The organism is Ihubacter massiliensis (assembly GCF_024125305.1).
Classification (GTDB): Bacteria; Bacillota; Clostridia; order Peptostreptococcales; family Anaerovoracaceae; genus Hominibacterium; species Hominibacterium faecale.
Window position 1 is genome coordinate 844976 of sequence record NZ_JAMXVH010000001.1, and the last position, 26232, is coordinate 871207.

Consider the following 26232-nt stretch of genomic DNA (forward strand, 5'->3'; position numbering starts at 1 on the left):
AGGTCCGCTCAACCGTTTTCGGTTATTTTCCAGCTAACTGCTGTTCAGCCATTTCAACTAACTTCTTAGTCATGTAGCCGCCAACGTAACCGTTCTGTCTTGCAGTCAGGTTGCCTTTATCAGTCTGTTCGTAGTTGGACAGACCAAGTTCGCTTGCAACTTCAGTTTTTAAGCTGTTTAATCCAGGTTTTGCGTTTTCATAGATTTTTTCCTGTAATGCCATGTTATCTCACCTCCTGTACGCTATTAATTTAACCCAGGAGCCAGATAGTATGTCATGTAATAATTAGATTTAATTCCTACTTTTGGTATCCTACAATTTCAGCGAAAAATCATCGCCGAACAAGTTTATAATACGCTTTTTCAATCCAACATATTTTTCACTTAAAAGATATGGATCTTCATCTATAATGAGATCCGCTTCTTTTTTTACCTCAATTAAAATTTTTGCATGCTTTGCTAAATCGGCGATCAAAAGATCAGGTACGCCGTGTTGACGTGTCCCGAAAATTTCACCCGGTCCTCGCAGCGCTAAATCTTGCTCCGCAATGTAAAATCCGTCTTGGGAGTCTACCATGATCTGAGCCCGCTGCTTGGCCACCTCTGATGATTCCTTTGTAATGAGCATGCAGTAAGATTGATGGCTTCCCCGTCCGACTCTTCCCCGCAGTTGGTGAAGCTGGGCCAATCCGAACCGCTCTGCATTCTCAATCACCATCATCGTCGCGTTGGGAACATTGATCCCCACTTCAATGACAACAGTGGATACCAACAGCTGAATTTTGTTTTCATAAAATTGGGTCATAATCAAATCTTTTTGCTGCTGCTTCATAGCGCCGTGCAAAAGGGCCACTTCCTGTCCGGGAAATCGCTCTTTCAGTTCCTGGTACAGTTCCTCCGCGGACTTCACATCCAGGACCTCCGATTCGTCGATGAGAGGCGCCACTACATAGGCCTGACGGCCCTTTTCCAGCTCTTTTTCCACAAAGTCATAGCAGGTATGCCTCCTGGTCTCATCCACCGCTCTGGTAATAATCCGCTGCCTTCCCGGCGGCAGTTCGTCGATGGCGGAAACATCCAGATCGCCGTAGAGAATTACAGCAAGTGTTCTTGGTATTGGTGTAGCTGTCATAACCAGAACATGAGGATTGTTTCCTTTTTCACTGAGAGCATTCCGCTGCTTGACGCCAAAGCGATGCTGCTCATCCGTAATCACAAGACCCAGGTTTTTAAAACTAACATCCGGCTGGATAATGGCATGGGTTCCCACCAGAATTTCAATCTCTCCGGTCGAAAGCGCCTCCAGAACTTCTCTCTTTTCCCGAGCCGTCATACTGCCGGTTAGCATACCTACTTTGATCCCATGGGCCGCAAAGTTTTTCGACAATCCGGCAAAATGCTGTTTTGCCAGAAGTTCCGTAGGTGCCATCATTGCTCCCTGAAAACCGCTTCTGACCGCTTTATAAAGGGCAATTTCAGCGACGACGGTCTTTCCGGAACCGACATCACCTTGAACCAAACGGTTCATGATCATTCCCGATTCCAAGTCTTTTAGGATCTCTCCTACAACACTCTTTTGCGCTTCAGTCAGATCATAGGCTAAGGAATGAATATACGGCTTTACATCCGCATCTTTGGAAAAGATCAGGCCTTTTTGACCGCGGGTGCTTTTTTGCCTGGATGCCAAAAGCCCGGTCTGCAGCGCTAACAGTTCATCAAAGATCAGTCGATATTTTCCCTGCAGAAGCGGCTGGCGTTCTTTGGGAAAATGGACGTTGGCCACGGCGTATCGTAAATCACATAACCGATTTCGCCGGACCAAATCTTCAGGTAAATATTCTTCAATACCATCGACAGACTCAAGGGCCATCCGCTGCCAGGTCCGCATTTCCTTCTGACTAATGCCGGCTGTCAGCGGATAGACCGGCAGGATTCCCTGCATCTGGGCCTTTTCACTGACAGAAAAATCAGGATGAATCATTTGCATTTTTCCATAATTTACAGATGGCTTACCAAAAAAATCAAACTGTTTGCCGACTTTAAATGTATCCGCCAGATAGCGGGCATTAAAAAACAGGACCTCCATCTGACCGCTGTCATCACTGACCAACAGCCGCAGAATCTGCTTTCTTCCCTTTCGAAACGGGTCCTTGACAACCAACTTCACCGTTGCCCTGATAAATGCAGGCTTGTCTTGTTTCAAATCTTTAATCACACAAAAAGAACGCCGATCCTCGTAATCTCGTGGAAAAAAGGCCAGTAAGTCTCCAATGGTACGGATTTTCAGTTTTTCCAATGCCTGTGCTTTTTTCGGCCCGATCCCTTTCAGGGCCGTTACCTCTTGGAACAGCTCCATCTATCTGGTCACCTCAATGTGTCTCCTGGCGATATTCTTAGAAATCATGCCGGTCACAACAACGGCCACGCTGTTAGGCTCAATGCCGATGGTTTCTTTGGTCTTTTCGTGAATATCATCTACCAGTTGATTGGCTACCTGTGTGATGCTGGTGCCAAAGCGGAGAACTACGAAAATTCTCAAATCGAGGCCGTTTTCTCCATAATTGATTTCCATATTGTTGATGTCGTCCATGCCGCCGATCCAGGACACAATTCCCGGCACTTTTCCCTTATGGTTGGAAATGATCACCTTGCCATCGAACCGCTTAACGGCTTCGATCACAATTTTTCCGATTGCGCTTTTTGAGACTGTGATCGATCCCAAATCCGTTTCTACTGTAAACAAAATTCTTCCTCCTAATAGTTTAATCTATTTTAGCATATTTAAACCGTTTTGCACAACAGATGGATTTCCTGCATAAACTAAATAAGGTGATGCTATGAATCGGAATAAATGCAAAAAAAATAAACGCAGAAAACCACCGGCCTGCCGGCAGGATATTCGGGATCTGGGTTTTATACTGCTGGTATTTGGCGTTGTTACGATCTGTGCTTTCTTTTTACCCATCAAAGCATGGATCCTGCTTTTAGGCGTTCTGCTTTTGATCTGCGGGATACGGCTGTACTGTAAATAACGGCAATGCCGCATGGGATGCTGTCAGAGTTTTAGGCGCTGGGCGTTCCGTCCGTCTTGGTTGACAAGCATATGAAAAAAAGAAGCTGTTAACCACTTGGTTTACAGCTTCCAATTTTTCATTAAATGGCACGGTTTACTTTGTTTGACCGGATACATCTGGTACAAACATTGGCTCTTCTAACTCTTCCGTCTTCTTCAATTCTAATGTTCTGGATGTTAGCGTTCCATTTTCTTCTTGTGTGTCTGTTTGAGTGGGACACGTTGTTTCCGGAAACCTGACCCTTACCGCAAATTTCACATTTTCTTGACATCTACCGCACCTCCTTTAAGTATCTTAAGCTTTCGCATGATTACAAATTAATTCGAGAGGACTCGAACAAATGACATTATACCACAAGGGAACTTCTGGTACAAGGATTTTTTCCTTTATTTTTTATTGGATTTGCGCCATATTCCCATTTTTTCCGCTTCGCTAATTAAATCTTCTCTGAAATCAGGATGGGCGACGCTGATAATTTTTTCCGCTCTCTGCCAAGTGCTGGCGCCTTTTAAATTAACCTTTCCGAATTCAGTGACCAAAAAATGGGTATTGGCTCGGGTATCCGTGACAATCGATCCTGGGGCCAGAGTGGGACGAATTCTGGATTGCAGCTGTCCATCTTTCCCTTTAAATGCCGCCGAACAGCAGATGAAGCTTTTTCCACCCTGGGAAAGATATGCGCCCAGAACAAAATCCAGCTGGCCGCCTGCACCGCTGATATGTTTGATTCCCGCCGATTCTGCGTTGATCTGACCGAAAAGATCCACATCCACTGCGTTATTAATGGACATAAAGCGATCAATCTGGGAAATGGTCCGTACATCATTGGTATAGTCCACCGGTGCACTCATACATTGGGGATTGTTGTCAATGTAGTCGTACAGCTTCTTTGTCCCTGCAGCAAATGCATAGACTTGACGAAAACGATCGATACTCTTGCAGGAACCGTTAATTTTTCCTGCGGCAGCGATATCTACGAACGCATCCACATACATCTCCGTATGTACACCCAAATTTTTCAGATCGGAATCCGCAATGAGGGAACCAACTGCATTGGGCATGCCGCCGATTCCCAGCTGTAGACATGCTCCATCCGGTATTTCTTCCACAATCAGTTTGGCTACGGTCTGGTCAACTTCCGTAGCCGGACCGCCGCCGCCCAGTTCACTCACCGGCGAATTTTCTCCTTCTACGATCATATCTACCTGTGAAATGTGAATAGCTTCTTCCTTGCCGCCCAAACAGCGGGGCAGATTTTCATTAACTTCAACGATAATAATTTTCGCCTGTTCACACATTGCCATCATATGAGAAGCACTGGGACCAAAATTGAAATATCCGTGCGCGTCCATAGGAGCCACTTGGAACATCGCCACTTGAACAGACCCTGTGTTTTCTCTGTAATAACGGGGCAGCTCTGAATAACGAATGGGTGCATAAAAGGTCGCCCCTTCTTTCATCATCTTGCGTTCAACCCCGGACATATGCCAGGAGTTCCAGATAAAATGTTCTGATGTGTCCGGCACTTGCATGATGGCCGGTTTTTTAAAGAGAATTCCGCCTCTCACCTTAACATCGGTTAACTCTTTATACCGCTGCGCTAATGCCCGATCCAATAAATCCGCTGTACCAGTACACCACCCATAATCAATCCAATCTCCTGACTTGACGCATTTAACCGCGTCTTGAGCAGTCGTGAGTTTTTCCTTATACTGATTTTTAAAATCCATTAAGGCACCTCCTATTTGTCTGATTTTTAACAATTTTCCGTTATTATACTCTACTTTGCGATCTGTGTCGAGAAGATTTTCTGCACAAGCATGTCCAAGAATATGCCCTTCCAGTTTAAAAAGACACAATTTAGTCAAAAAACCCGCGTTAAGCGGGCTTTGTTTCAGTCGTATTGCTCGGCAAGAACAACCTTTCCTTCCTTTCTAGTGGCATTCATATCGATCAGGCGCTGATTGCGGCTGCCGCGAAACGGAAGTGTTAAATCTTTTTCAGCCTTAATATAAGGACCGTCTATCAAAAGATCCGTGTCATCAAGAAGCAGGGCTATGGATTCCTTTTTCTCAGCGATTTTCATGAGATGTTCGTAGGTGTATCCGGTAAAGGTAACAATATCTAACCCTCGTTCTTTAACGCCTTTTGCCAGGCTGTGAAAGCCTTCCGGCTGACAGAACGGTTCGCCGCCGGTAAAAGTGACACCGGCCAGCAGCGGATTTTTCTCGATCTCTTCCAAGAGCCGTTCAACGGCCACGTCCTTTCCGCCGTTAAAATCGTGGGTAGCTTGATTGTGGCATTCCGGGCAATTGTGGGGACAGCCCTGGCAGAACACCGCAAATCGGAATCCGGGCCCGTCCACGATGGATTCACGGACGATCCCCGCCAATCTTATGGTATTTACTCCTTTGCTCATAAGGCCTCATAACCTTCTTCCATATCGTGCTTTACACGATCCTGTTCTTCAGCTGCCTTGGCATTATTAAAGCGGTCCACGGTTCCCACTAGATATCCGGTGATTCTGCGAATCCGTTCAAATCCCTGGTCGCCGTCTTCTTCTGTACGATGACAGTGGGGACATTCGTTATCGATGATACCAGTATAGCCGCATACCGGATCCCGATCCACCGGGTGATTGATCGATCCATAACCAACACCGCTTTCCTTCATACACCTTACGATGCGCTCAAAGGCATCCAGATTTTTACAAGGATCGCCGTCCAGTTCTACGTAAGTAATATGTCCAGCATTGGTCAGCGCATGATACGGCGCCTCCAGCTTAATCTTGTCAAAAGCAGAAATATTGTAATACACCGGAATATGGAACGAGTTGGTATAATATTCTCTGTCCGTAACTCCTTCAATCTCTCCGAATCGTTCACGGTCTATCCGTACAAATCTTCCGGAAAGGCCCTCGGCCGGTGTGGCAATTAGTGTGTAATTGAAGCCGGTCGCTTTAGTGGCTTCATCCATACGCTTTCTCATAAATCCCACAATTTCAAGTCCCAGGCTCTGAGCCTCTCTGCTCTCACCGTGATGCTTGCCGATCAGCGCCTTGAGGCATTCGGCAAGGCCGATAAATCCGACGGTCAGAGTCCCATGCTTCAACACTTCGGCAACGGAATCATTGGGCCCAAGCTTGTCCGAATCCAGCCAAATTCCCTGTCCCATGAGGAAGGGATAGTTTTTTGCTTTTTTTGATGCTTGTATTTTGTACCGCTCCATCAGCTGGTCGGCGCAGAGCGCTAGTTTGCGGTCCAGCTCTTCAAAGAAAAAGTCGATGTCTCCATGGGCTTTGATGGCAATGCGCGGCAGATTAATGGAAGTAAAGCTGAGATTTCCCCTTCCGCCAACCACTTCTCTGTCCGGGTCGTAATGGTTGGCCATAACTCTAGTCCTGCATCCCATGTAGGCCACCTCCGTATTATGATCGCCTTCATTATAATACTGGAGATTATAGGGCGCATCGATGAAGGAAAAGTTGGGGAACAGTCTCTTAGCCGAAACCCGGCAGGCCAGCTTGAAGAGATCATAGTTGGGGTCCTCGGGATTATAATTAATCCCTTCTTTAATTTTAAAAATATGGATCGGGAAGATAGCCGTCTCGCCATTACCCAGGCCGGCTTCCGTAGCCAGCATGATATTTTCGGTCACCATTCTCCCTTCCGGTGAAGTGTCGGTACCGTAATTAATAGAAGAGAACGGAATCTGAGCGCCGGCGCGGGAATGCATGGTGTTCAGATTATGTACAAAAGCTTCCATGGCCTGATAAGTTGCTCTTCGAATCTCCTTATTTGCATATTTAATCGCCCGGTCCTGCAGCGCGTCGATCTCTTTTTCCTCACAGAACGCTTTTAACAATTCCCGTTCTTTTTCCCGGTAGCCGTTGTCATCGGCCAGAATGGGATAAATCCCATATTTTTCCTCAATTTCTCTTCCGATGGCCGCCGCCTTGTCGGCCCCGTCCTCCACATCAAAGAGAATGTCGATCATTTTCCCGAGGTTTTTCCAATACAGCTTGCGGTATGTCTTTTTCACGCCGTTGGCCATTCCAAAATCAAAATAGGGAATACTTTGACCTCCGTGCTGGTCGTTCTGGTTGGATTGAATGGCAATGCAGGCCAGCGCCGCATAGCTCTGAATATCGTTGGGTTCCCGCAGAAAACCGTGCCCGGTAGAAAAACCGCCTTTGAACAACTTTTCAATATCAATCTGGCAGCAGGTTGTGGTCAAGGTTAAAAAGTCCAGGTCATGGATATGAATGTCCCCTTCCCGGTGCGCTTTTGCATGCTGGGGCTTGAGAACGAACATTTCGTAAAACTGTTTTGAGCCTTCAGAACCATATTTGAGCATGGTTCCCATGGCCGTATCGCCGTCGATATTGGCGTTCTCACGCTTGATATCGTTATCTGCAGCTTCTTTAAAGGTCAGATCTTCATAAATCTTCATCAGGCGGGTATTCATATCCCGTACTCTGGTCCGTTCCGCCCGGTAAAGGATAAATTCCTTTGCAGTTCGGGCATGTCCGTTTTCAATCAAAACTTTTTCAACTGCATCCTGAATCTGCTCTACTGTAGGGGTGTCGTTGTGGCGAATTTCTGCCAGATATAATTCTACCTGACGAGCCAGGTACATGGCCGTATCTTTGTCCTTTCCCCCCAGAGCTGTTGCTGCTTTATAGATCGCTTCGGCGATTTTATTCACGTCAAAATCCATAGTTCTTCCGTCACGTTTTACAATCTGTTTAATCGATGGTTCCATGCCAATACTCCTTCATATTACCTCTAAAATCTACTGAAACTCGTATATTTCAACGCTTTCTGTGCCATACTATATCTTGTGGTCAACTCGAAGCGTCCTTTAAAAATTATACATGGTTTAGATATTAAGTCAATATGATTATGATGTTTGTTCGTGTATTTTTTTCGACAGAATTCGCAGAAGCGCAAAAAAAGAAACCTCCCGGGATTAGGAGGTCTCTTGGTTTACATAATTAAAGATTATATTTATCATGCACTTTTTCAAAGAATTCGGCTCTCAGCATGGACATGAGATGTAAATCATAATATTTACCGTCTTTTTTGGTAGCGTTTCTGGCTACTCCTTCTTTGGCGAATCCCATCTTTTCGTATAAGGCCGCCGCGCCTTTATTGCCGTTGTAATAATCCAGCGTTACCCGTTCCATATGCAGGAACACAAAGCAGTATTCCAAGAGCTCCCGCATCATTTCTTTGCCATAGCCCTGCTGGCGATTCTCGCTGCCAGCAATGTAAAGTTTTGTAATGTCCAGCGAATCGCAGTACCGGTCCAGTCTGGTAATGTAAATCCGTCCGATCGGACGGCGAATTTCCTTTTTTACAACTGTAAACTGCAGTTTGGTTTCATCTAATTTGTCGACGATCCACTCTTCCACCACATCTTTATACGTCCTGTCCTCGTCATAACTGAGAAAGCGGGTCACTTCCGGATCCGTTTCCCACTTGGCAAAATACTCGCAGTCTTCAAATACGGTTTCCCTGATAATTAAGTTTTTCGTCTCCATATGGTCTCCTTAACAGAGATTTATTAAGATTTCGTGAAATCTCTATGAAATCTCTACCTTTACAATTCACTATATGCTATTATTATATAGGATTTCAAATAATAAACAAGGAGAATTTCAAAATTATGAAACGATTTTTTCCCTTCTTTCTGATTTCGACATTTATTGTCGTTTTTCTTCTTTTTACGGGCTGCAGCACGGATAAAGAAAATGCGAAACTATCTGTGAAAGAAAGTCTGAATACCAATTATGAGAGTCTCTCCTCTCAGATGAAAGATTCCACCGATTTTCAGCAACTATCCGATTATCTGACCGAATGGGCAAAGGAAAACGGCATTGATGTCAAGACCAGCAATGATCAATATATTGTGCTTGCAAAACCGGCTTCGGAAGGTTTTGAAGATGCGCAGACCTTTACCGTCCAGTGCCCGATTAATCTGGGTCAAGCAGAAGAAAAAAACGGTGACCTTGAAACTGCTGCTGCCGTGATGGCACTCCTATACAGTTCCGACAGTCACGGAAGCCTGAAGGCGATTTTTACTCTGGAAAAGGATGGAAAACCGGTGGGAGCCAATGCGCTGAGCGATAAGTATTTAAAAACGGATAATTTTATTGTTCTCAATCATGAAGAAGAGCCGGCTTTATATAACAGCATCGCCGCATCCTCCGAAATCATAGCCTCGCAAACGCTTAAGCGGACTTCGCCTCAGTACACAAAGGCTTACAAAATCCAGCTGACAGGAACGGCTTCCAAGAGTCCTTACAAGTATCGGGGCGATTACCCCAATGCCATCAAGACCATCGGCGATCTTCTTGCTTCCTGCAAGAGTTCCAGCGTCCTCTTTGAATTAGCATCCTTTGAAGGGGGAGAAGCATCGGATCTCTACCCCAAAACGGCTGAAGCGGTGATTGTTCTGCAGGAGAACGATGTGGAAAGCTTTACAAAGCGATTTGAAAGCTCCTTTGAAAAAGTTGAAGAATACTATGATGATCTGGAAGAACCCTTTGAATATACAATGACCGAAACAAAAATGCCCGATCAGGTAATTTCCACAAAAGATACGGATAATATTGTCAGTCTCATGTATACAATCATAAATGGCACGTATCTTAAATCCGATAAAGGAGATGTAATAGCGGCTTCCAACATCGGCCGTGTATCGACGAAAAAGGGCCAGTTTAAATTACAGATCAATGCAAAAAGTCTTGAGAACAGTATTCTCGATGAAATGCGTACAATATTTAAAACCACCTGTGGTCTTTGCGATATTAAATATAAAGAAGCCAGTTCCACAGCTCTATGGTACGCTTCAGAAAAGACCCCGCTCTTCAGTGCCCTTTCCACCAGCCCCAAAACAACTCCAGGCGGTACACTGGAAAACCTGGATGGATCTGCGTTTCTTGCAAAGAAAGCCGATTTGAATATGGCAGTCTGGTCAATGAATAAAAAGAGCGCAGAAAAACAACTGAATACTTTAATGGAATATATGAAAACCTTTGGACCTTCTGAAAAGTAAACGAATATGGAGCCGGGTGCGGATTAAAAAGATTCACATCCGGCTTTTTTATTATTCCAGGCTTTTGCTGCAGGATCGTCCAATCGCTTATTTTCGACAGATTTCTTTCGAATCGGACAATTTTACTATATCAATCCCGTTTTTACCATATTCGGCAAAAATAGTTTCTTTGCACCTCCTGGCTTGTATGATAGAATGTATATATCATACAAGCCAGGAGGTTATTTTTTGAATATAGCAATTGTAGATGATTTGGAATCCGAAGCGCAAAAATTGTCAGGTTTGATAAAAAAATATTGTGAGGAGCATTTCATTCCCGTCCAGATTAAGGTCTATAAGAACGGCAATCACTTGATTGATGAACAGCAGCCTTCGTCCTTTGATCTTATTTTTTTGGACATTTACATGCACGACATCAATGGTCTGGATTTAGCCCGCAAATTGCGGGATCAAGGCTATGATAATCTGATAATCTTTTCCACGGTCAGCACTGATTATGCCGTCAATGGCTATTCCGTTCAGGCTTTCGATTATCTGGTAAAACCTTACGATTATAACCGTTTCCACAAGACCATGGATCGCTGTATGGAGGAATTGGCTCATAAAAGTCGCTATATTGTAGTAAAAGAGAGTCGAACCTATGTGAAAATTCGTTTGAACAATATCATATATACCGATTATCATAATCACTATATACAAATCCATACACCTGTACGGATAGTGAAGAGCTATATGAGCTTTTCCGATTTTTCCAAACTGTTGGAACCTTATCCTCAGTTCCTCAACTGCTATCGGAATTGCATCGTCAACATGGACCATGTCGCCTGTCTCAAGGGTTATGAATTTATCTTGAAAAACGGTGATATTATGCCGATCACCCGTAATCGAAAAACCGATATTAAACAAAAATACGCGGACTACGAATTCTATCGTCTAGAGCAGGAATCCAAGATTTGAACCTGTAATCGTTTTAGAACTTAAAAAGGAGAGCTGCGCGTGTCCCCATTATCGATTATTATCAATATTCTGGAAGAGGATATGCCCTGGCTTCTTCTTTTTTTATTGAGCTTTCGAAACCAGATCCGTTTTGCCATACCTAAAACAATCTTCATTTCCATAGGATATATCAGTTGTGTTGCTATGGTAATTTTCATCAATATTGAAATTGTAAATGCTCCTGAATTCCTTGAATTTTATTCCAAATTCCGCTTTTTATTTTCGCTCTTTCATTTGGTGGGAACCGGATGCATATGCATATTTTTGGTCGCGGCGCGCAAAAGTGCACTCATCTTTTTCGTGCTGGTCATAAAAAATTATCTGGATACTCTTCTGCTCAGCGCCCAGCTCATCAGCATCCTCAGCGGGTGGTCTTTTGACCTGGTGGAGCTGCTCCATCTAATCCTGACCGGACCGCTGGTTTATCTATTTATTAGACGTCTCCTCTGCCCGATCGCCCAGCCGACCTTTTCCATGAAGTTTTGGAACAGTCTCTGGCTCATTCCATTTTCCTTTTATCTAATCTTCCGTCTGGGGATTATAGACGGATACTTTGACCGCCTGTCCCTTTTAGGAACAGCTGCTACTGTTTCGCCCTATATTTGGTTTTTTATTACCTTTATAACCTATTATCTAATCTTGTATATGCTCAGTCAAACGCTGAAACACGCCCGATTAAAGGAAGAGATTCGCCTTGCGCGAGCTCAGGGTCAAATTCGAAAAGCCCTTTATGACCACGACGCCCATCGTACGGAAAAAATTCGTTCCGAAATATTCCTGCCCCTGTCCCAATTGGAAAAGCTTGCCGAATCGAACGATATCCCGGCCATTCGCGCCTATATTCAAAATCGCCTGAATCGGCTTGCTCAGGCGACCGGAGCACCGGTCTGCGAACATTATGAAGTCGATACGATTCTGCGCCATTATCGTAATTTATATGAGGAGAATCAAATTGACCTCACTATGTACGCGAATGTATCCAAAGACATTTTTATATCAAAAATCGACATTTCTATCCTGTTGGGGAACCTGCTGGAGAATGCGCTGCAAGCTTGCCTTGGCCAGTCCGGCGGCGAAAAATTCGTCAAGGTCCGGTTGGAAAGTTCTCAAACAAAGCTGCTTTTATTTATTCAAAACAGCTTCAGCGGAGAAGTCGTCAAAAACGGCAGCGGTTTTGTCTCTTCCCGCCACAGCGGCAGCGGGCTAGGAACAGTTTCTGTACGGAATATCGTCGACAAGTATCAAGGCACTGTGCGATTTTACGATTACGAACAAAAATTTACAGTTCGGGTAATGATTTATAACTACAAGGAGGAGCGTGAACGATGAGCCTGTTTTTTATTATTCTCAGTGAACTGCAAGAGCTGCTACCTTTTTTCATCCTGTTTCTTCTGCCTTTGAAGGATCGGCTGCGGTTTTCCAATCGCATCAACATTCCCTTTGTTTTATTTTACATCATTTTTGTTTTTTGCAGCAGCCGCCACCTTCTTGCCGCAGCTTCCGTCTCCTCCTCCTCTTCTATTTCGATGATCCCTTTTATGGCTCTGGCAGCACTGGTATGCTGTCTGTTTTTCAAAGGAAGAAAGATCATTAATCTTTTTACGCTGTTCATCATCAAAAGCTACACGGATACCCTCTATATTATCGTAAAAACCACCAGCATATTTTCCTTTTTGCAACCTGCTCACACCCGGCTGGAAGCGTTAATCATCGGAAAGGGTATTTTAACATTGGTTACATTTCCGCTTCTCTACATCTTTGTCCTCCGCCTGCTCAAACCGATTATTAATAAAACGGAAAACCTGGATTTCTGGAAATACCTTTGGTTTATTCCCGGCCTCTTTTTCCTATACTTCCAACTGGCGCTCTATTTCATATACGGTGAATTGATCGATTCGGACCAAATATCAACGCCCCTTCTGCCGTCCATTTGGATTTTCGCCACTTTTCTTACCTATTATTTGATCCTGCATATGCTTAACGAGGCGATCGAATCGGCGGAAATAGAAAAAAAGCTCCGCACAGAAGAAATTCAGACGGAGCGTCAAAAGAAACAATATGCAGATCTCTTACAGGAGATGGAAAAAGCCCGTACGGCACGCCATGATCTGCGTCATATCCTGCTGGTCCTGGACAGCTATGCGGAAATAGGCGACATGGAAGCCTTTCGATCCTATCTCCGCCAGATTCTGCAAGACAGAGAATAGCTTAACCCTTCTGCGGGACGGGCTCCTGCCGTGTCAGCTTTTTAAAGGAATGATAGAACAAGGTCCCGGTGGTACAAACCGCACAAAAATCCGCGATTGGTTCAGCCAGAAATACGGCCAGCACCTGATTATTCAAGAACTGGGGCAAAATAAAGATCAGCGGAATCAGCAGAATGATCTTTCGCAGCACTGCCAGAAAAATGGAAGATTTGGCATTCCCCAGCGCAATGAACGTCTGCTGGCAGGCGATCTGTATGCCGAAGAGAAGTGCGGATCCCATATAAATGCGGATAGCCCAAACGCTGATTTCAACCAGATGGGTATCATTGGTAAACATATGTATAAACACTTGAGGCAGAAACATGCAGACCGCCCACAATGCCGTGGAATAAGTCAAGCATGAAATGAGCTGAAGCCGAAATGTTCTTTTTACACGGTGGAAATCCAATGCGCCGTAATTATAGCTGATGATCGGCTGGGCTCCCTGGGTCAGCCCTTGCAGAGGAAGCATGGCAAACTGCATAACGGTTATGAGAATAGTCATAGCCCCCACCGCCAAATCCCCGCCGTACTTGAGCAAGGAAGTATTGAAACAGACAGCAATGACACTTTCTGTGAACTGCATAATAAAAGGTGACAGCCCTAAAGCCATACAAGGAAGGATGATTTTAGCGCTCACCTTCATATGACATAGCCGCAGTTTAAGATATGGTTTTTTTGAAGTAAGGAATCGGAGCACCCAAGCTGCGGAGACCGCCTGTGAAAGGATTGTAGCAAGCGCCGCGCCCTTAACCCCCATGTTCAATGCAAAGATAAAAATTGGATCCAAAATTAAGTTAAGAACGGCTCCGATCAAAACGGTGAACATGCTGGTCGTGGCATAGCCCTGTGTCGTTATAAAGGCGTTGAGGCCCAAAGCCAGCTGAACGAAAATCGTTCCTATGGCATAGATATTCAGATATTCCAGGGCATAACCGATGGTATTTTCGCTGGCTCCAAACAGCAGCAAAATAGACTTTCCGAAAATAAGAATCGCTGCTGTCAGCGCCAGCGCAACGCAGACCAGCATCACAAAGCAGTTTCCGAGAATGGTTTCAGCCTCTTCCTTCTTTTGGCGGCCCATCATAATTGAAGCCCTCGGCGCGCCGCCCATGCTTACCAAAGCAGCAAATGCAGATACGGCCATGATCACCGGCATGGTGACCCCTACTCCGGTCAGAGCTTTTGCCCCGACCTCTGGGATATGGCCGATGAACATCCGGTCTACCATATTGTATAAAACATTGATGATCTGGGCCGTAATCGCCGGCAGAGCCAGTTTGAAGAGGAGCCGGCCCACAGGCTGGCTTCCCAGCGCGGTTTCTTCTTTTGATTTTATATTCTGCAAGGATTTTCCCTTTTTGACTCTTTCTTTGTCTTTCATGCTTGTCACTCCTGTTCCTTGATTATATTCCTCGACAGAATAGTCTATCACGAAACAAAGGCCGGGGCAACCCTGATGCGTCTTTCAATCGCCTCATGCCTATGTATTTTTGAGGTATTTTTTGAATCTGTCCCAAACCCCTTTTTGCCCGGACGAGAACGTTGTATAATAAGAAAAAACCATTATGGAGGCAAGTGTTATGAGCAAGCATATACTGATCCTTACAGGCAGCCCTCGCCAGGGGGGAAACAGCGATTTGATGGCGGACGCATTTATACGGGGCGCGGAAAGCGCCGGCCACCAGATCACGAAAATCCAGACCGCCCAACTGAAGATCAATGGCTGTACTGCATGCGAATGCTGCTACAGCAGCGACGGAAAGGCCTGCGCGCAGGACGATGATTTTAATCAGGTGGCCCGGGCGATGGAACAAGCGGATGCCATTGTATTCTCCACGCCCATCTACTGGTTTACCTTCCCTACATATTTAAAAGCCGTCATCGACAAATTTTATTCTTTCCTCATGGGGGAAAAGCAGCTACCCATCCGCGAGTCCATGCTGCTGGTCTGCGGCGAAATGGAGGAAAGCTCCATCTTTGACGGCATCATCAATTCCTATTCCCAGTCCATCTCCTATATGAACTGGCAGGACCGGGGCTGTTTTTATGTGACCGGAGTCTGTAAAAAAGGCGACATTCTGGCTACAGGGAGTCTGGCCCAGATCGAAGAAATCGGCAGGAACTTCTAAATGTACCAGATTGGAAGCTGCAGGATATTTTCTCTCAATGCTCCCGGCTGAGGACACAAACAGATAATCGCACCCATCCCACGTTTCTTATCTGGAATCTGATCTAAAATTGTAAAGGCGCTGGTCTGATCTGCGGATACCGAAGCGCCTTTTTTTATCTCAATGGGATAAAGGATGCCGTTAGCTTCAATGATGAGGTCGATTTCCCTTTCTCCCCGGCTATCTCCTTTTACCTTCTTATCCCTTCCCCGATAATAGGATACACAATATCGATAGTCAATGCCTCTGTTTGAATAAGACTTGAGAATTTCCGAAATCACAAAGGTTTCAAAAAATGCTCCGCTCATGGCTCCATTGGCAAGGGTTTCGGGTGTCAGCCATCTGGTGAGATAGGCGGCCAGCCCGGTATCTCTGAAATACACTTTAGGTGTTTTTATTGCCCGTTTTAATACGGATGAAGTAAAGGGTTCTAAAAGATATATAATGCCGGAAGCTTCTAATACGGACATCCATCTTTTGATCGTAGTCTGATCCTTTCCCACTTCATCGGCTATATTGGCATAGTTGACCATCTGGCCGGTTCTGGCAGCAACGGCAATCATGAATTTTCTGAAATCATCCAGATTCTGCACCGCGGATAGCTCGCGCACGTCTCTCTCCAGATAAGTCTTTATATAGCTGGAAAAGAAAGCGGACCACTCCACCTGCGGATCCTGAAGTTCCGGATAACTCCCCCTGTGTATGATTTCCCATATATGATCAAAGGGCTTTACAGTCTTACTTCTCTCCTGCACATATTCCATAGTAGGGACAAAAGGCTCGTGAAACGCATCCCCTTGTATTTCTCTCATGGATAAGCCTGAAAGCTCTATGATGCTCACCCGGCCGGATAAAGACTCCGACGCGCCTTCCATCAGCTCTAAAGGCTGTGAACCGGATAAGCAAAACAGCCCCCGCTCCTGGCTCTGGTCACATTTAATTTTGATATATCGGAAGAGCTCCGGAGTTCTTTGCACTTCGTCATAAATGACAGGAGGAGGGTTCAGCATCATAAACATATTAGGCTGCTCTTTGGCCTGCTCTTCAACAAAAGGATCATCCATCGGCACATATTTCTTTTCTGGGAAAAGTTCTTTGAGCATGGTGGATTTTCCCGTCTGCCTTGCCCCTGTCACCAATATGCTTTTAAAGGTCTTTTCAGACTGTAAAACGATATCTTCAATACTTCGCTTTACATATTTCATATTCATACTCCTTTCGACAAATCCAGCATATGATACTGGATTTGTCGTATATATCATACTATGAAATGATTGACTTGTCAAAATTCCTCCAAAAGCTTTTCTGTATCCGAAACAAAGACCTTATAAACCATCTTTGACCCCTTCAGCTGCATATAGGCGTAAAGGGTATCGTTTTCCTGAAAAGTCGACCCCATGTAAAAGACTTGTGTCTTTTCCTTACCGGAATCATCATAAACAGCGGTCATCTCTTTGCGTTTCTTCTGGTCGAGTCCATAATTGCTCAACTCCCCGGAGCTGGTTTTATAGTTGACGCAGGTATCCAGGGAAAGCCCTGACAGCTCGCTTCCATATTCGGACAGGTCCTCATCGTCGCCGGAGCAGCTGACCAGCGTCTTTCCTTTCTGTTTCACAGTAAAAGATTTCAGCGTCTTGCTGTCGATCTCGGGAAAGGTTTCTGTCTGAATCATGGATGCAGTGTCAAAGATCAGCGAATCGAGAATCGTACTGCTGACGGTGAAAACCGTAGTTCCCCCGTCTGCAGTCAGATAATAGTCAGTGCCTGTACTACTGCCGATGTCCACGCTCGTTTCCCTTCCTTTGCCATCAGTAAGTACAACGCTGAAGGCCGGTGATGCCAGCCCGTAATCTTCCATTGCATCCACGCCGGAAAGCTTGCGGTTTCCGGTTATGGTACAGAAAGCGCTGACGGCTTCCTGCGCCAGGCTCTGTTTGAGAGGCAGCGCTTCATCCTGCGAATAATACCAGGTATTTTCCTTCTTTTCAAAGGTCACGGTATCGCTGCCATCCGTATAATCAATTTTTTCAATATCCTCCGTATTCAAATCGGTTGCCGCCAACTCTTTGGATGTTTTTTCCGTTTCTGCTTTATAGCTCCAGCTGTTGTATGCTTTCAGGCCTGCGTACAATGCAAGCAGCACCGCCGCTGCCAGGAAAAGAACGGTGATCTGTTTTTTCTTTGTCATATTGATCCCCTCTTTCCTATGCTTTCCTGCGCTTCATCCACAATACAAAACCGATGATCAGCACGATAATTGGAATGATGAAAATCAGAACCACGCTGATATAGCCTCCGTACTGTACTGTATTGTACTGGACCTGCATGCTCTTGGCGTCGATGGACAGATTATCCACATCACCAATGGCAGATGTAATCGCATTCATAAATAAGGTTTTATTTTCCAGGCTTGCAAAGGCTTGCGTGATGGTTTCATCGATGATCGAATTGGATCCAAATACGGTCAAGCTTCCAGTAACGACTTGGTCATCGTCGTTCTCTGCCTGTGCAGTATAGGCTGCCACGGCTCCGATTTGAAAGGTCCCTTGTGTTTCACGATCCTCGGATACGGCATACCCGTCTTCCGAAGTCTGGAGGAAGGAGGAAACAGAGATTTCTTCACTATCCTCGCCCAATTCGAAGCCCCGGCTATTGGCCATAAGGACCATTCCCGTACTGAGGCCGCTGATCATATCGCCGCTGCCGGTCACATTGGGGAAAATGTAATAATAGTTTCCCTGATAGCACCGCTGCATATCTGCGATATATCCCTCCTCCATGATGATTTTATAGTCAGCCAGAAGGTTGATCAAATTCCCGGTTTCCGGCCCCTGCTCTGCCATGAGCACCATCACTTTGCCGCCCTTTTTGATATATTGATCCAGCTTGCTGCTTTCCCCTTCCGTCAAATCCGACGAAGGTCCGTTGAGCAGAAGCAAGTCGCAGTCCTCTGGAATTGAATCGTCCATCAACAGATTGAGCGCTTCTGTCGTCATACCGGATTTGTTCATCAGATTTGTGATCGCCGAGGAAAGCTCCGCTTCTCCATGGCCGGAAGTAGTATAGATTTTCTTGTTTTCCCGGCCTGTTACCTGATTGATGGCCCCGGTCAGCTGACCTTCCCCATCAAAGGATAATAAAGAGCTGTCGCTGCTGCCGGTATAATAATAAGACGTATCTTGCACCAAAATATCGGAAAAGCTGATGGCCTCTGAAAGTCCTGTATCTTCACATTCCACGACAATCGTCTGTGCCTGAGTATCATATTGGGTGAGAACCGACGGATGAAGAACCGGATCAATGGTAGTCATTTCAATATGTTTGGATAAAGACTTGTATTTCTCCAAAAAGGTTTTGAGCCGGTCATCGATGGAATCCTCTTCGGCGATCACGGTGATCTTGATATCGTGATTCAGGTTCTTTAAAAAGGTCTTGCTGGTCTTGGATATTTCATAAATCCTGTTGGTGCTGATATCCAGATTGCGGACGGAAGAAGGCAGCTGACCTGCCATGAGATTGATGATGATGGCGATTACCAGGACCAGGATGATTGCAGCCACACTGTAGGCTCCGTGTCTGGATGTTAAGGTAGAGAACGAAGCTTTTACAGCATCTTTGCTCAAAAGATGTTTCTTTGGCTTTAATTTTTTTATGATCTTCATATGTTTCATTTGCTGCACCCCCTAACTCCAACGCCTTTTTTCAATGCTCTGTACCGTCAGGAACCCGAATACAAAGATGACAGTTAGCTGCAAAATCACGCCAGTAACATCAAAAATTTGATTAAAAGCCGCATTGTTAAAACCCTGGGCCAGGTTCAGGCTGCCCAGCAGGTTCTTAATCAAGCCCTCAAAGAGTGATGAGTTGAAAATGCAAGTGATTATGGCTGCTGCAGCAATAAGAAATGCAATGGCAGAGCCGAGAAAGCGGTTTTTCGTCACGTGAACGATGACAGCCGCAAGTCCGAGGCCGATGGCCAGCACAAAGATAAAGTTGGCCGCTGCTCCGTCGGGCAAATAATCAGTCAGGTATTCCCAGATATAGAGGATGAGCGTTGCCGCAAAGGTGCTGACCGCAGCGATGACCGGGCTTTCGGTCAAGCTGGAGAAGAACATGCCAATGGAAATAAAGGAGCATCCCAGCAGGAAAAATTGCAGAATGGAACAATAGTCCGCCAGCAGATAGGCATTTCCCTGCGCCTTGATAATCAATGGAAATAAGCAGAAAATCAGATTAGGAATCAGGTATACGGTACACATAGCTAAATATTTGCCGGCTACCACCTGGCGGATTTTCACAGGTGAGGTAAGCAGCAGCTGATCGGTCCTGCTCTTTCTCTCCTCTGCAAAGGAGCGCATCGTCAGCACTGGAATCAACACCAGCAGTACCAGCATGATCGCCGATAAGGTATAAGAAAAGTAGGGATAGCCCTGGTTGAGGTTATAGAGCATAAAATAAACCCCTGTAAAAGTGACGAGGAACGCGATCAGTGCATATCCGGTCATGGAACGAAAAAAAGAACTAAGCTCTTTTTTGTATACGGCTTTCAATTGCTCCGCCCCCTTCCTGTGTCAGCTTGAGATAGACATCTTCCAATGTGCCTTTTTCCTCATAAAGGGAAAGGAGCGGGTAACCTTCCCCGGCAAAAGCAAAGAATAAGGCTTCCCGGATGTCAGCTCCCTTTTGTGCAGTTACAGCCGCCTGATAAAGCTGCTCGTCTTTTTTCGTAAGCGTATAGTCTTTGACAAACCGTACCCGGGACAGAATCTCTTTAATTTTTTCCACCGATCCCCTGGCTTCCAGCTTAATGAGGCCGGTACCTAAGAACAGTCGTTCCAGATTTTCCGGCGTATCCTGGGCCACCAGCTTTCCCTTTGCGATGATAAGGATATAGTCGCATAGCTCCTGGACTTCCGCTAGAATGTGGGAGCTGAGAATAACCGTATGATTTTTGGCCAGGCTGCGGATCAGCTGGCGAATCTCAATAATCTGCTGGGGATCCAGCCCTACCATGGGTTCATCCAAAATAATAGTTTCCGGAAATCCCAACATGGCCTGGGCCAGCCCTACTCTCTGCCTATAGCCTTTGGATAAATTGGCAATCAGCCGGTCCGCGGTCTGGTTCAGTTTGATCCTGCCCATGATGACCTCGGTCTGTATCTTGCGCTCTTCTTTGGAAAGGCCCTTTAATTCCGCTGCAAAGTTCAGATATTCCCTCACGGTCATATCCATATAAACAGGCGGCATCTCCGGCAGATATCCCACGGATTTTTTGAATGCCTCCGGGTTTTTGAGTATATCAAAGCCGTTGATCGTCACCTCCCCTTCTGTGGCTGCCAGATAACCGGTCATAATATTCATGGTTGTACTCTTACCTGCTCCATTGGGACCTAAAAAGCCGTAAATCCTGCCCTTATCAATCGAAAAGTTCAGGTTGTCTACGGCTATGTGGCTGCCATACTTTTTTACAAGGTTTTTCACTACTATCACGTTTTCATATTCTCCTTCCTTAGATTGCATCTGCCTAAGGATAGCGCTTTTATGTAAACTCCTGATAAAGATGATCCGTTGATTTGTTGTTGTTTTTGTGAATGGATCTCCTTATTCACTCGGTGGAAAAAGTCCCATTTTGATGTACTTGCGCATCAAAACCAGTCTTTGCATCAGACATTGCAGTCTAAACCTGTAAAGGATCGGCATCAGGGCTTTTTTATGCGAATCACGATATGAACTGTTAAAAGGAGATGACTTTATTTATGGATCGAAAAAACATCTTAAACAATCGGGAAGAATTTTCACTTAACCGCAGCGTTTATAAGGCTATGGGGTACAGCGACGAGGATTTGCAGCGTCCGGTTATCGGCATCGCCAATGCCTGGAGCACGCTGGTTCCAGGACACTTTAACCTGCGGCAAGTCTCTGACTATGTGAAGCAGGGAATCTATCGGGGCGGCGGGACTGCTGTTGAGTTTGGAACCATTGGCTGCTGCGACGCGTTGGGGCAAGGACATGAAGGCATGCATTACATTCTGCCCTCCCGGGAGCTGATCGCCGGCAGCATCGAAGTAATGGCTCAGGCTCATAATTTGGCCGGGCTGGTCCTCCTCGGTTCCTGCGACAAAATAGTTCCGGGCATGTTAATGGCGGCAGCTCGCCTGGATATTCCCTGCATCCATCTTCCTGGCGGACCGATGCTGGGCGGCGAAGTAACCTTCCACGGCCGCAAATCCGATATGACTGCCATTGATGAGGGGCTGGGCGCTCTGCGCGCAGGAAAAATCAGCCGGGAAACCTTTGAAAAACTGGAAGAAGGCTATTGTTCTTCCTGCGGTTCCTGTTCTTTTTACGGAACAGCCAATACCATGTGTACGCTGAGCGAGGCTCTTGGCATGGCCCTGTCCGGCGGCGCTATGACGCCGGCTGTGCATCCCGACCGTCTGAGGCTGGCGCAGAAAACGGGCGAGGCGATTTGTAATCTGGTGATAAACGAGATCACAGCGAGAAACATCATTACCCGCGATGCTGTTGAAAATGCAGTCCGGATTTGCCTGGCTACCAGCGGATCAACCAATGCAGTCATGCATTTATCCGCCATCGCCTATGAAGCAGAGCTTGACATGAATGTCCTTGAAACCTTTGAAGCCTACAATAAGGAAACACCCGTTATTGCCCGCGTATATCCGGCCTGTAATGCGGATATGAACGATTTGTTTCTTGCCGGCGGCGTTCCGCGAATTCAGCAAAATCTCCTGCCTCTGCTCCATGGCCAAGCAATGACCGTAACCGGCAGGCCACTGTCAGAAAATCTGAATGCTTATGTTTACCGCTATGAAAAAAATCCCGACTGCATCACGACCTTGGATGCTCCCTTTGAAAAACAAGGCGGCCTGCAGATTATGCGCGGAAATCTGGCGCCAATGACCGCGGTCACAAAACCAGGGGCCATCGATCCGTCCGCCCGCAGATTCACAGGTACGGCCCTATGCTTTGATTGTGAAGAGGATGCCAATCGAGCAATCCTCAGCGGCTTCATTAAAGAAGGCACGGTTATCGTAATCCGCTACGAAGGCCCGAAAGGCGGTCCGGGGATGCGGGAAATGTATAAGTCTATGAAATATCTCAATGGGATGGGGCTGGCTAAAACCGCCGCTCTCATAACCGACGGTCGTTTTTCCGGAACCAACAACGGCTGTTTTGTCGGACATATTTCACCGGAGGCCGCCAGCGGCGGACCCCTGGCTATCGTACAGGACGGAGATATCATTGAAATCGACTGTATCAGTGGAAAGCTGGAACTGAAGGTCAGTGAAGAGGAAATCAAGCAACGCCTGAAGACCTGGGTTCCAAAAAAGCCCAAATTCAAGAAAGGATATCTGTCCACCTATGCCCGCATGGTTTCTTCCGCTGCAGAAGGCGCGATTATTGGGTAGTTTACGGCGCAGGTTTGATTGACAGCAAAAGACGGGGATGCCGTATGAATGCGGTGCCCCGTCTTTTCTTTGCTTCTTGTTGTTCATTTTCTGTCATAGAGTGCCATCACTGCCGTCACTGCCACGATCGCAACCCCAGAGACTAGAAACCAAAAGGCGACGCCCAGCTTTTCCGCGCAGGGCCCGGCGATGAGAAGCCCAAGGGGCATGGCCAGCGACATGACGCTTCCCAGTAGAGAAAAGGCCCGCCCCAGAGATTTGGGGTCTATAGTTTCCTGCATATAGGTCATGACCGGAAGGCCATAGACATTTCCACAGGCGCCCATGATCAGGCAAAGTCCCGCGAAAATCCAAAAGAAGCCGTAGCTTGCCGGCAGAATGCCGCAAAGCAGGGTTACTGCTCCCAGCCAGAAAATCCCCATTCTCGCCAGCCGCAGCCGATTGGTCTTTTGGAAGAACTGTCCAATGACCAGTGCCGATACCATCATCCCCGCCGCATAGAGGAATTCCACAATTCCCGCATGAAATGCATTTACCTTGAAATAACTGCTGCTCATAAGCGGATAAAGAGATGAAAGCGGCATAAAGAAGATCATACTGATCGCTGCATTGATCAACAGATGAAGCAGTTTTGCGTCTGCTCGAAAAACCGCGATTCCTTCCTGAAATTCCCGTTTGAAGTTGGGATATTCCGAGCTGTTTGATTTTGGTTCGGTGATTTTAATCACGGCTACAGTTGTACATGCCACCACTGCCCCCAAAAGGTCGGTCAGCAGGATCACCGGCATGGAAAATGCTCCGAAGAGAAATGCTCCGAATACCGGCCCCAGCATGAATGCTCCCGACTGCATGAACTGGCTCCAGCCGTTGGCCTTCATCAGCTCTTGCGAAGGTACCAGCATGGGGATCAGCGCCTGAATGGCTGGAGTATGGAAAACGCCGCCCACCGCCCTGATACCCAGCACCAGGCAAACCGACCATATTGGCGGACTGCCGATGAAAAATACGATTGCAAATGCTGCAGCTACCAGTCCCACAAAGAGATCGGCGGCAATTACGACTGTTTTTCGTTTGCGCCGGTCAATCCAGACACCTGCAAAGGGTCCCAAAATCAGCTGGGGCAAAAATGCCACCAGGCCTGCCAATGACATCATCAACGGCGAGTCCGTTTCAATCGCCATCCACCAGATCATGGCAAACTGCACAGCAGAGCTGCCAATCAGTGAAACAGTCTGTCCAATGGCGATCGTAAAAAATTTCTTCTTCCATTTTATTGGTTGTATTTCGTTCATATATCCTCCTGTCTGTTTCTTGTATTGCTTTTAAAAAGCGGCTGGGCAAGAAAAAATGCAGACAGTTCCCACCGGGACTTTGTCTGCACAAAAATAGACGATATGAACCCATAGATGCACATTTATGGGCAAAAGAATCGCATTGATATCGTTCCATTCGAAAATAAGTACAGCAAATCAGCTCACCGGCGTGAGTCTCTCATTTTTTATTGCTTCTTATTTAATACGAATGGAATAAATCATCAATACACCTCCCTTTGTTTTAGCTTAGAAAACTATACTATTGTCATGTCCATTTGTCAAGCATAATTTTAGGAGCTGGCGCTGCTGGCGGACGCCGCTGCCGTTACGGTGACGATGCAGCATATGCACATAGTCTGAAGGGCCACCAGATAATCCACCACCATGGATTGAAGTGCAGTGCCGCTGATGCGGCTTTCTTCGCCGTCTCCCAGTTCATTTGTAATATAGATGCCCGCAGCCATCATGGCCCGCTGACATTTTTCCATAGACAGAGAGCCGAAACCCTTCTTCGTCTTTAAATAATCAGAAGCTTCCACGATCTCATCGGCCAGGAGATCGGCAGGCTGCCTGGACACGGAAAGCAGCGCCAGCAGAGCCGTCATATCGTGGGATTTGAAGTTGTATCCCTTTTCCCGAAAGGCCTGATGAATATTGATTGCCCGTTCGCACAAAGAAATATCATCCACATTAAAAAGCAGGATAATATTGGCAATGGATTGAAGCTGGTTTCCCCTGGCGATCCAATTGCGGAGTAGTTCTTCGATTCTGCTGATCCGCTGCTGGAATTCGGGCACTGAAATCCCGGAAGCCGCCAGCATAGCCGCCGTCACATAATCGTCTTGACCAGTGGCAAAGGGATGGATTTGTTTCATCGCCCGATACAGCATTTTCATTTTTGCCGCGGCAGCCGGAAAATCATCCGTTATCCTCGCCATATGCAGAGCCGCCGCCACTAAATGATTGCACGCAGAAAATCCCGCTTCACGAAGCGTATGGTAGCATTCCTGCATGTTGGCGAAAAAGGCTTCCGGCTCCTCCTCGGCAGCCATCTGCCATGCGACCACAGGCAGCATTTCTCCTTTAATGGTCGATAAAAAACCTGCATTTTCCTTGATATAAGTTCTGCATGCCTTGTACCTTTCCGTATCCGCCTGTCTGCCGCTGCAGACGCACTGGAGCGCGCACAGCTTATCCATCATGGTGCTGTCCCACTTGGTAACCGATTTGTAGATTTTGCTGTATTCGGCAAATTGGTCGATGGATGTTTTCAGTTCCGTTCTCATTGTTTTCTCCTTTGTTCGTTTCATAATCCGATTTCCCAGACCTATCGCCTTCCCAAATAACGAAATACTTTTTGTTTGTATTCCATATATGGGATGCCAAAGGCACCCTCAAGAAATCGTTCTTCCTGTAAAATCTGCAAATGCAGCATAATCGCTGCAAATATGGTAAAAACCAGCAACACTGGATTAAAAAACATTAGCAAAATTCCGGTATACATAAAGTCGAACCCTAAAAAAGCCGGGTTGCGGCTGTATTGATAAACGCCTTCGGTAATCAGTTCGGTTTTATCCTTTTCTGGAATGCCGGCTCTCCAGCTGTCTTTCATCGACCAAACCGTTACGGCAAAGAGCAGAACCCCCAGCATTGCCAACAAAAATCCTGTAAACCTGGCGTTCCGCGGCAGCCAGCTATAATCGAAGGCAATGGAAAGCAGCTGCACGAACAAAATGCCGTAAGTCGCAATCCCCATGATTCGTTCTATTCGGTATTGTTTTTTTTCCTTTTTTCCTTTAGCGATCTGATTCGTTTTAATGCCCTGTTTTTTCTGTGCAAACAGCTTTCCAAAATAAACTCCATAAAAGGAAAGCAATGCGAAAACCGCCAGTAATTGTTCCATCATAGATTTTTATCCGCCTTTCCTCCGCGTCTTGCTC

The 26232-nt window shown here is 46.2% G+C and carries 24 protein-coding genes; 7 read left to right on the forward strand and 17 right to left on the reverse strand.

Annotation, left to right across the window (positions count from 1 at the left end; translation table 11 throughout):
• Positions 1-22: 22 nt before the first annotated feature.
• From NIA71_RS03825 to NIA71_RS03835, 3 genes are all read right to left on the reverse strand, one after another.
• Positions 23-223 (reverse strand): alpha/beta-type small acid-soluble spore protein, encoded by a 201-nt coding sequence (locus NIA71_RS03825; RefSeq protein WP_148395267.1) that lies wholly within the window; start codon positions 221-223, stop codon positions 23-25.
• A gap of 90 nt (positions 224-313) precedes the next feature.
• Positions 314-2356, reverse strand: coding sequence for an ATP-dependent DNA helicase RecG (gene recG, locus NIA71_RS03830; RefSeq protein ID WP_148395268.1), 2043 nt, complete (start codon positions 2354-2356; stop codon positions 314-316).
• Positions 2357-2743, reverse strand: a complete 387-nt coding sequence (locus NIA71_RS03835) for an Asp23/Gls24 family envelope stress response protein (protein WP_227755130.1) — start codon at positions 2741-2743, stop codon at positions 2357-2359.
• Between the two features lie 94 nt (positions 2744-2837).
• Here NIA71_RS03835 and NIA71_RS03840 point away from each other — a divergent pair, with 94 nt between their 5' ends.
• Positions 2838-3032, forward strand: coding sequence for a hypothetical protein (locus NIA71_RS03840; RefSeq protein ID WP_148395270.1), 195 nt, complete (start codon positions 2838-2840; stop codon positions 3030-3032).
• 121 nt (positions 3033-3153) lie between these two features.
• Here NIA71_RS03840 and rpmB read toward each other — a convergent pair whose 3' ends face one another.
• The 5 genes from rpmB to NIA71_RS03865 all read right to left on the reverse strand — a co-directional run bounded on the left by rpmB (position 3154) and on the right by NIA71_RS03865 (position 8619).
• Positions 3154-3345, reverse strand: coding sequence for a 50S ribosomal protein L28 (gene rpmB, locus NIA71_RS03845; RefSeq protein ID WP_148395271.1), 192 nt, complete (start codon positions 3343-3345; stop codon positions 3154-3156).
• Between the two features lie 115 nt (positions 3346-3460).
• Positions 3461-4804 (reverse strand): butyryl-CoA:acetate CoA-transferase, encoded by a 1344-nt coding sequence (locus tag NIA71_RS03850; protein ID WP_253019703.1) that lies wholly within the window; start codon positions 4802-4804, stop codon positions 3461-3463.
• A gap of 164 nt (positions 4805-4968) precedes the next feature.
• Positions 4969-5493 carry an anaerobic ribonucleoside-triphosphate reductase activating protein gene (gene nrdG, locus NIA71_RS03855; RefSeq protein WP_253019704.1) on the reverse strand — a complete coding sequence of 175 codons (525 nt, stop codon included), beginning with the start codon at positions 5491-5493 and terminating at the stop codon, positions 4969-4971.
• On the reverse strand, positions 5490-7838 hold the full coding sequence (locus NIA71_RS03860; RefSeq protein ID WP_253019705.1) for an anaerobic ribonucleoside triphosphate reductase: 2349 nt from the start codon (positions 7836-7838) through the stop codon (positions 5490-5492). Before NIA71_RS03860 ends, nrdG begins: the two co-directional genes overlap by 4 nt.
• Positions 7839-8070: 232 nt before the next feature.
• On the reverse strand, positions 8071-8619 hold the full coding sequence (locus NIA71_RS03865; protein ID WP_148395275.1) for a GNAT family N-acetyltransferase: 549 nt from the start codon (positions 8617-8619) through the stop codon (positions 8071-8073).
• Positions 8620-8744: 125 nt separating this feature from the next.
• Here NIA71_RS03865 and NIA71_RS03870 point away from each other — a divergent pair, with 125 nt between their 5' ends.
• The 4 genes from NIA71_RS03870 (at position 8745) to NIA71_RS03885 (ending at position 13339) form a co-directional block, all read left to right on the forward strand.
• On the forward strand, positions 8745-10136 hold the full coding sequence (locus NIA71_RS03870; protein ID WP_148395276.1) for an aminoacyl-histidine dipeptidase: 1392 nt from the start codon (positions 8745-8747) through the stop codon (positions 10134-10136).
• Positions 10137-10364: 228 nt separating this feature from the next.
• Complete coding sequence (locus NIA71_RS03875) at positions 10365-11093, forward strand: LytR/AlgR family response regulator transcription factor (protein WP_253019706.1); 729 nt, start codon at positions 10365-10367, stop codon at positions 11091-11093.
• A gap of 39 nt (positions 11094-11132) precedes the next feature.
• Positions 11133-12461 (forward strand): ATP-binding protein, encoded by a 1329-nt coding sequence (locus NIA71_RS20040; protein WP_148395278.1) that lies wholly within the window; start codon positions 11133-11135, stop codon positions 12459-12461.
• The gene (locus NIA71_RS03885; RefSeq protein WP_148395279.1) at positions 12458-13339 is read left to right on the forward strand and encodes a hypothetical protein; all 882 of its coding nucleotides are present in this window, start codon (positions 12458-12460) and stop codon (positions 13337-13339) included. The genes NIA71_RS20040 and NIA71_RS03885 overlap by 4 nt, the downstream gene beginning before the upstream one ends.
• Position 13340: 1 nt before the next feature.
• Here the strand turns inward: NIA71_RS03885 and NIA71_RS03890 are convergent, their stop codons facing one another.
• On the reverse strand, positions 13341-14717 hold the full coding sequence (locus NIA71_RS03890; protein ID WP_367177910.1) for an MATE family efflux transporter: 1377 nt from the start codon (positions 14715-14717) through the stop codon (positions 13341-13343).
• A gap of 244 nt (positions 14718-14961) precedes the next feature.
• On the opposite strand from NIA71_RS03890, the gene NIA71_RS03895 reads away from it, so the two are divergent.
• On the forward strand, positions 14962-15510 hold the full coding sequence (locus tag NIA71_RS03895) for a flavodoxin family protein (RefSeq protein ID WP_253019707.1): 549 nt from the start codon (positions 14962-14964) through the stop codon (positions 15508-15510).
• Here NIA71_RS03895 and NIA71_RS03900 read toward each other — a convergent pair.
• The 5 genes from NIA71_RS03900 to NIA71_RS03920 form a co-directional block, all read right to left on the reverse strand.
• Entirely contained in the window at positions 15507-16754 is a 1248-nt protein-coding gene (locus NIA71_RS03900; protein ID WP_253019708.1) for an ATP-binding protein, read from the reverse strand. The genes NIA71_RS03895 and NIA71_RS03900 overlap by 4 nt on opposite strands.
• A 77-nt stretch (positions 16755-16831) precedes the next feature.
• Positions 16832-17737 (reverse strand): DUF4340 domain-containing protein, encoded by a 906-nt coding sequence (locus NIA71_RS03905; protein ID WP_253019709.1) that lies wholly within the window; start codon positions 17735-17737, stop codon positions 16832-16834.
• 16 nt (positions 17738-17753) lie between these two features.
• Positions 17754-19220, reverse strand: coding sequence for a GldG family protein (locus NIA71_RS03910; protein ID WP_253019710.1), 1467 nt, complete (start codon positions 19218-19220; stop codon positions 17754-17756).
• A gap of 12 nt (positions 19221-19232) precedes the next feature.
• Positions 19233-20099: an ABC transporter permease subunit gene (locus NIA71_RS03915; protein ID WP_253019711.1), complete on the reverse strand. Its 867-nt coding sequence runs from the start codon at positions 20097-20099 to the stop codon at positions 19233-19235.
• Positions 20071-21039, reverse strand: coding sequence for an ABC transporter ATP-binding protein (locus tag NIA71_RS03920; protein ID WP_148395285.1), 969 nt, complete (start codon positions 21037-21039; stop codon positions 20071-20073). The genes NIA71_RS03915 and NIA71_RS03920 overlap by 29 nt, the downstream gene beginning before the upstream one ends.
• A 266-nt stretch (positions 21040-21305) precedes the next feature.
• On the opposite strand from NIA71_RS03920, the gene ilvD reads away from it, so the two are divergent.
• Entirely contained in the window at positions 21306-22979 is a 1674-nt protein-coding gene (ilvD, locus tag NIA71_RS03925; RefSeq protein WP_253019712.1) for a dihydroxy-acid dehydratase, read from the forward strand.
• An 83-nt stretch (positions 22980-23062) separates the two neighbouring features.
• On the opposite strand, the gene NIA71_RS03930 is transcribed toward ilvD, so the two are convergent.
• The 3 genes from NIA71_RS03930 to NIA71_RS03940 form a co-directional block, all read right to left on the reverse strand.
• Complete coding sequence (locus tag NIA71_RS03930) at positions 23063-24271, reverse strand: MFS transporter (protein WP_148395287.1); 1209 nt, start codon at positions 24269-24271, stop codon at positions 23063-23065.
• 311 nt (positions 24272-24582) lie between these two features.
• On the reverse strand, positions 24583-25578 hold the full coding sequence (locus NIA71_RS03935; RefSeq protein ID WP_253019713.1) for a DUF4003 family protein: 996 nt from the start codon (positions 25576-25578) through the stop codon (positions 24583-24585).
• 41 nt (positions 25579-25619) lie between these two features.
• Complete coding sequence (locus tag NIA71_RS03940) at positions 25620-26198, reverse strand: methyltransferase family protein (RefSeq protein ID WP_148395289.1); 579 nt, start codon at positions 26196-26198, stop codon at positions 25620-25622.
• Between the last annotated feature and the right edge of the window lie 34 nt (positions 26199-26232).

Coding starts and splice junctions, on each gene's coding strand:
- NIA71_RS03850 (WP_253019703.1), bottom strand. CDS start 4,804: ATGGATTTTAAAAATCAGTATAAGGAAAAACTCACGACTGCTCAAGAC.
- NIA71_RS03865 (WP_148395275.1), bottom strand. CDS start 8,619: ATGGAGACGAAAAACTTAATTATCAGGGAAACCGTATTTGAAGACTGC.
- NIA71_RS03885 (WP_148395279.1), top strand. CDS start 12,458: ATGAGCCTGTTTTTTATTATTCTCAGTGAACTGCAAGAGCTGCTACCT.
- recG (WP_148395268.1), bottom strand. CDS start 2,356: ATGGAGCTGTTCCAAGAGGTAACGGCCCTGAAAGGGATCGGGCCGAAA.
- NIA71_RS03940 (WP_148395289.1), bottom strand. CDS start 26,198: ATGATGGAACAATTACTGGCGGTTTTCGCATTGCTTTCCTTTTATGGA.
- NIA71_RS03935 (WP_253019713.1), bottom strand. CDS start 25,578: ATGAGAACGGAACTGAAAACATCCATCGACCAATTTGCCGAATACAGC.
- nrdG (WP_253019704.1), bottom strand. CDS start 5,493: ATGAGCAAAGGAGTAAATACCATAAGATTGGCGGGGATCGTCCGTGAA.
- NIA71_RS03905 (WP_253019709.1), bottom strand. CDS start 17,737: ATGACAAAGAAAAAACAGATCACCGTTCTTTTCCTGGCAGCGGCGGTG.
- NIA71_RS03825 (WP_148395267.1), bottom strand. CDS start 223: ATGGCATTACAGGAAAAAATCTATGAAAACGCAAAACCTGGATTAAAC.
- NIA71_RS03870 (WP_148395276.1), top strand. CDS start 8,745: ATGAAACGATTTTTTCCCTTCTTTCTGATTTCGACATTTATTGTCGTT.
- NIA71_RS03895 (WP_253019707.1), top strand. CDS start 14,962: ATGAGCAAGCATATACTGATCCTTACAGGCAGCCCTCGCCAGGGGGGA.
- NIA71_RS03840 (WP_148395270.1), top strand. CDS start 2,838: ATGAATCGGAATAAATGCAAAAAAAATAAACGCAGAAAACCACCGGCC.
- NIA71_RS03930 (WP_148395287.1), bottom strand. CDS start 24,271: ATGAACGAAATACAACCAATAAAATGGAAGAAGAAATTTTTTACGATC.
- rpmB (WP_148395271.1), bottom strand. CDS start 3,345: ATGTCAAGAAAATGTGAAATTTGCGGTAAGGGTCAGGTTTCCGGAAAC.
- NIA71_RS03910 (WP_253019710.1), bottom strand. CDS start 19,220: ATGAAACATATGAAGATCATAAAAAAATTAAAGCCAAAGAAACATCTT.
- NIA71_RS03860 (WP_253019705.1), bottom strand. CDS start 7,838: ATGGAACCATCGATTAAACAGATTGTAAAACGTGACGGAAGAACTATG.
- ilvD (WP_253019712.1), top strand. CDS start 21,306: ATGGATCGAAAAAACATCTTAAACAATCGGGAAGAATTTTCACTTAAC.
- NIA71_RS03900 (WP_253019708.1), bottom strand. CDS start 16,754: ATGAAATATGTAAAGCGAAGTATTGAAGATATCGTTTTACAGTCTGAA.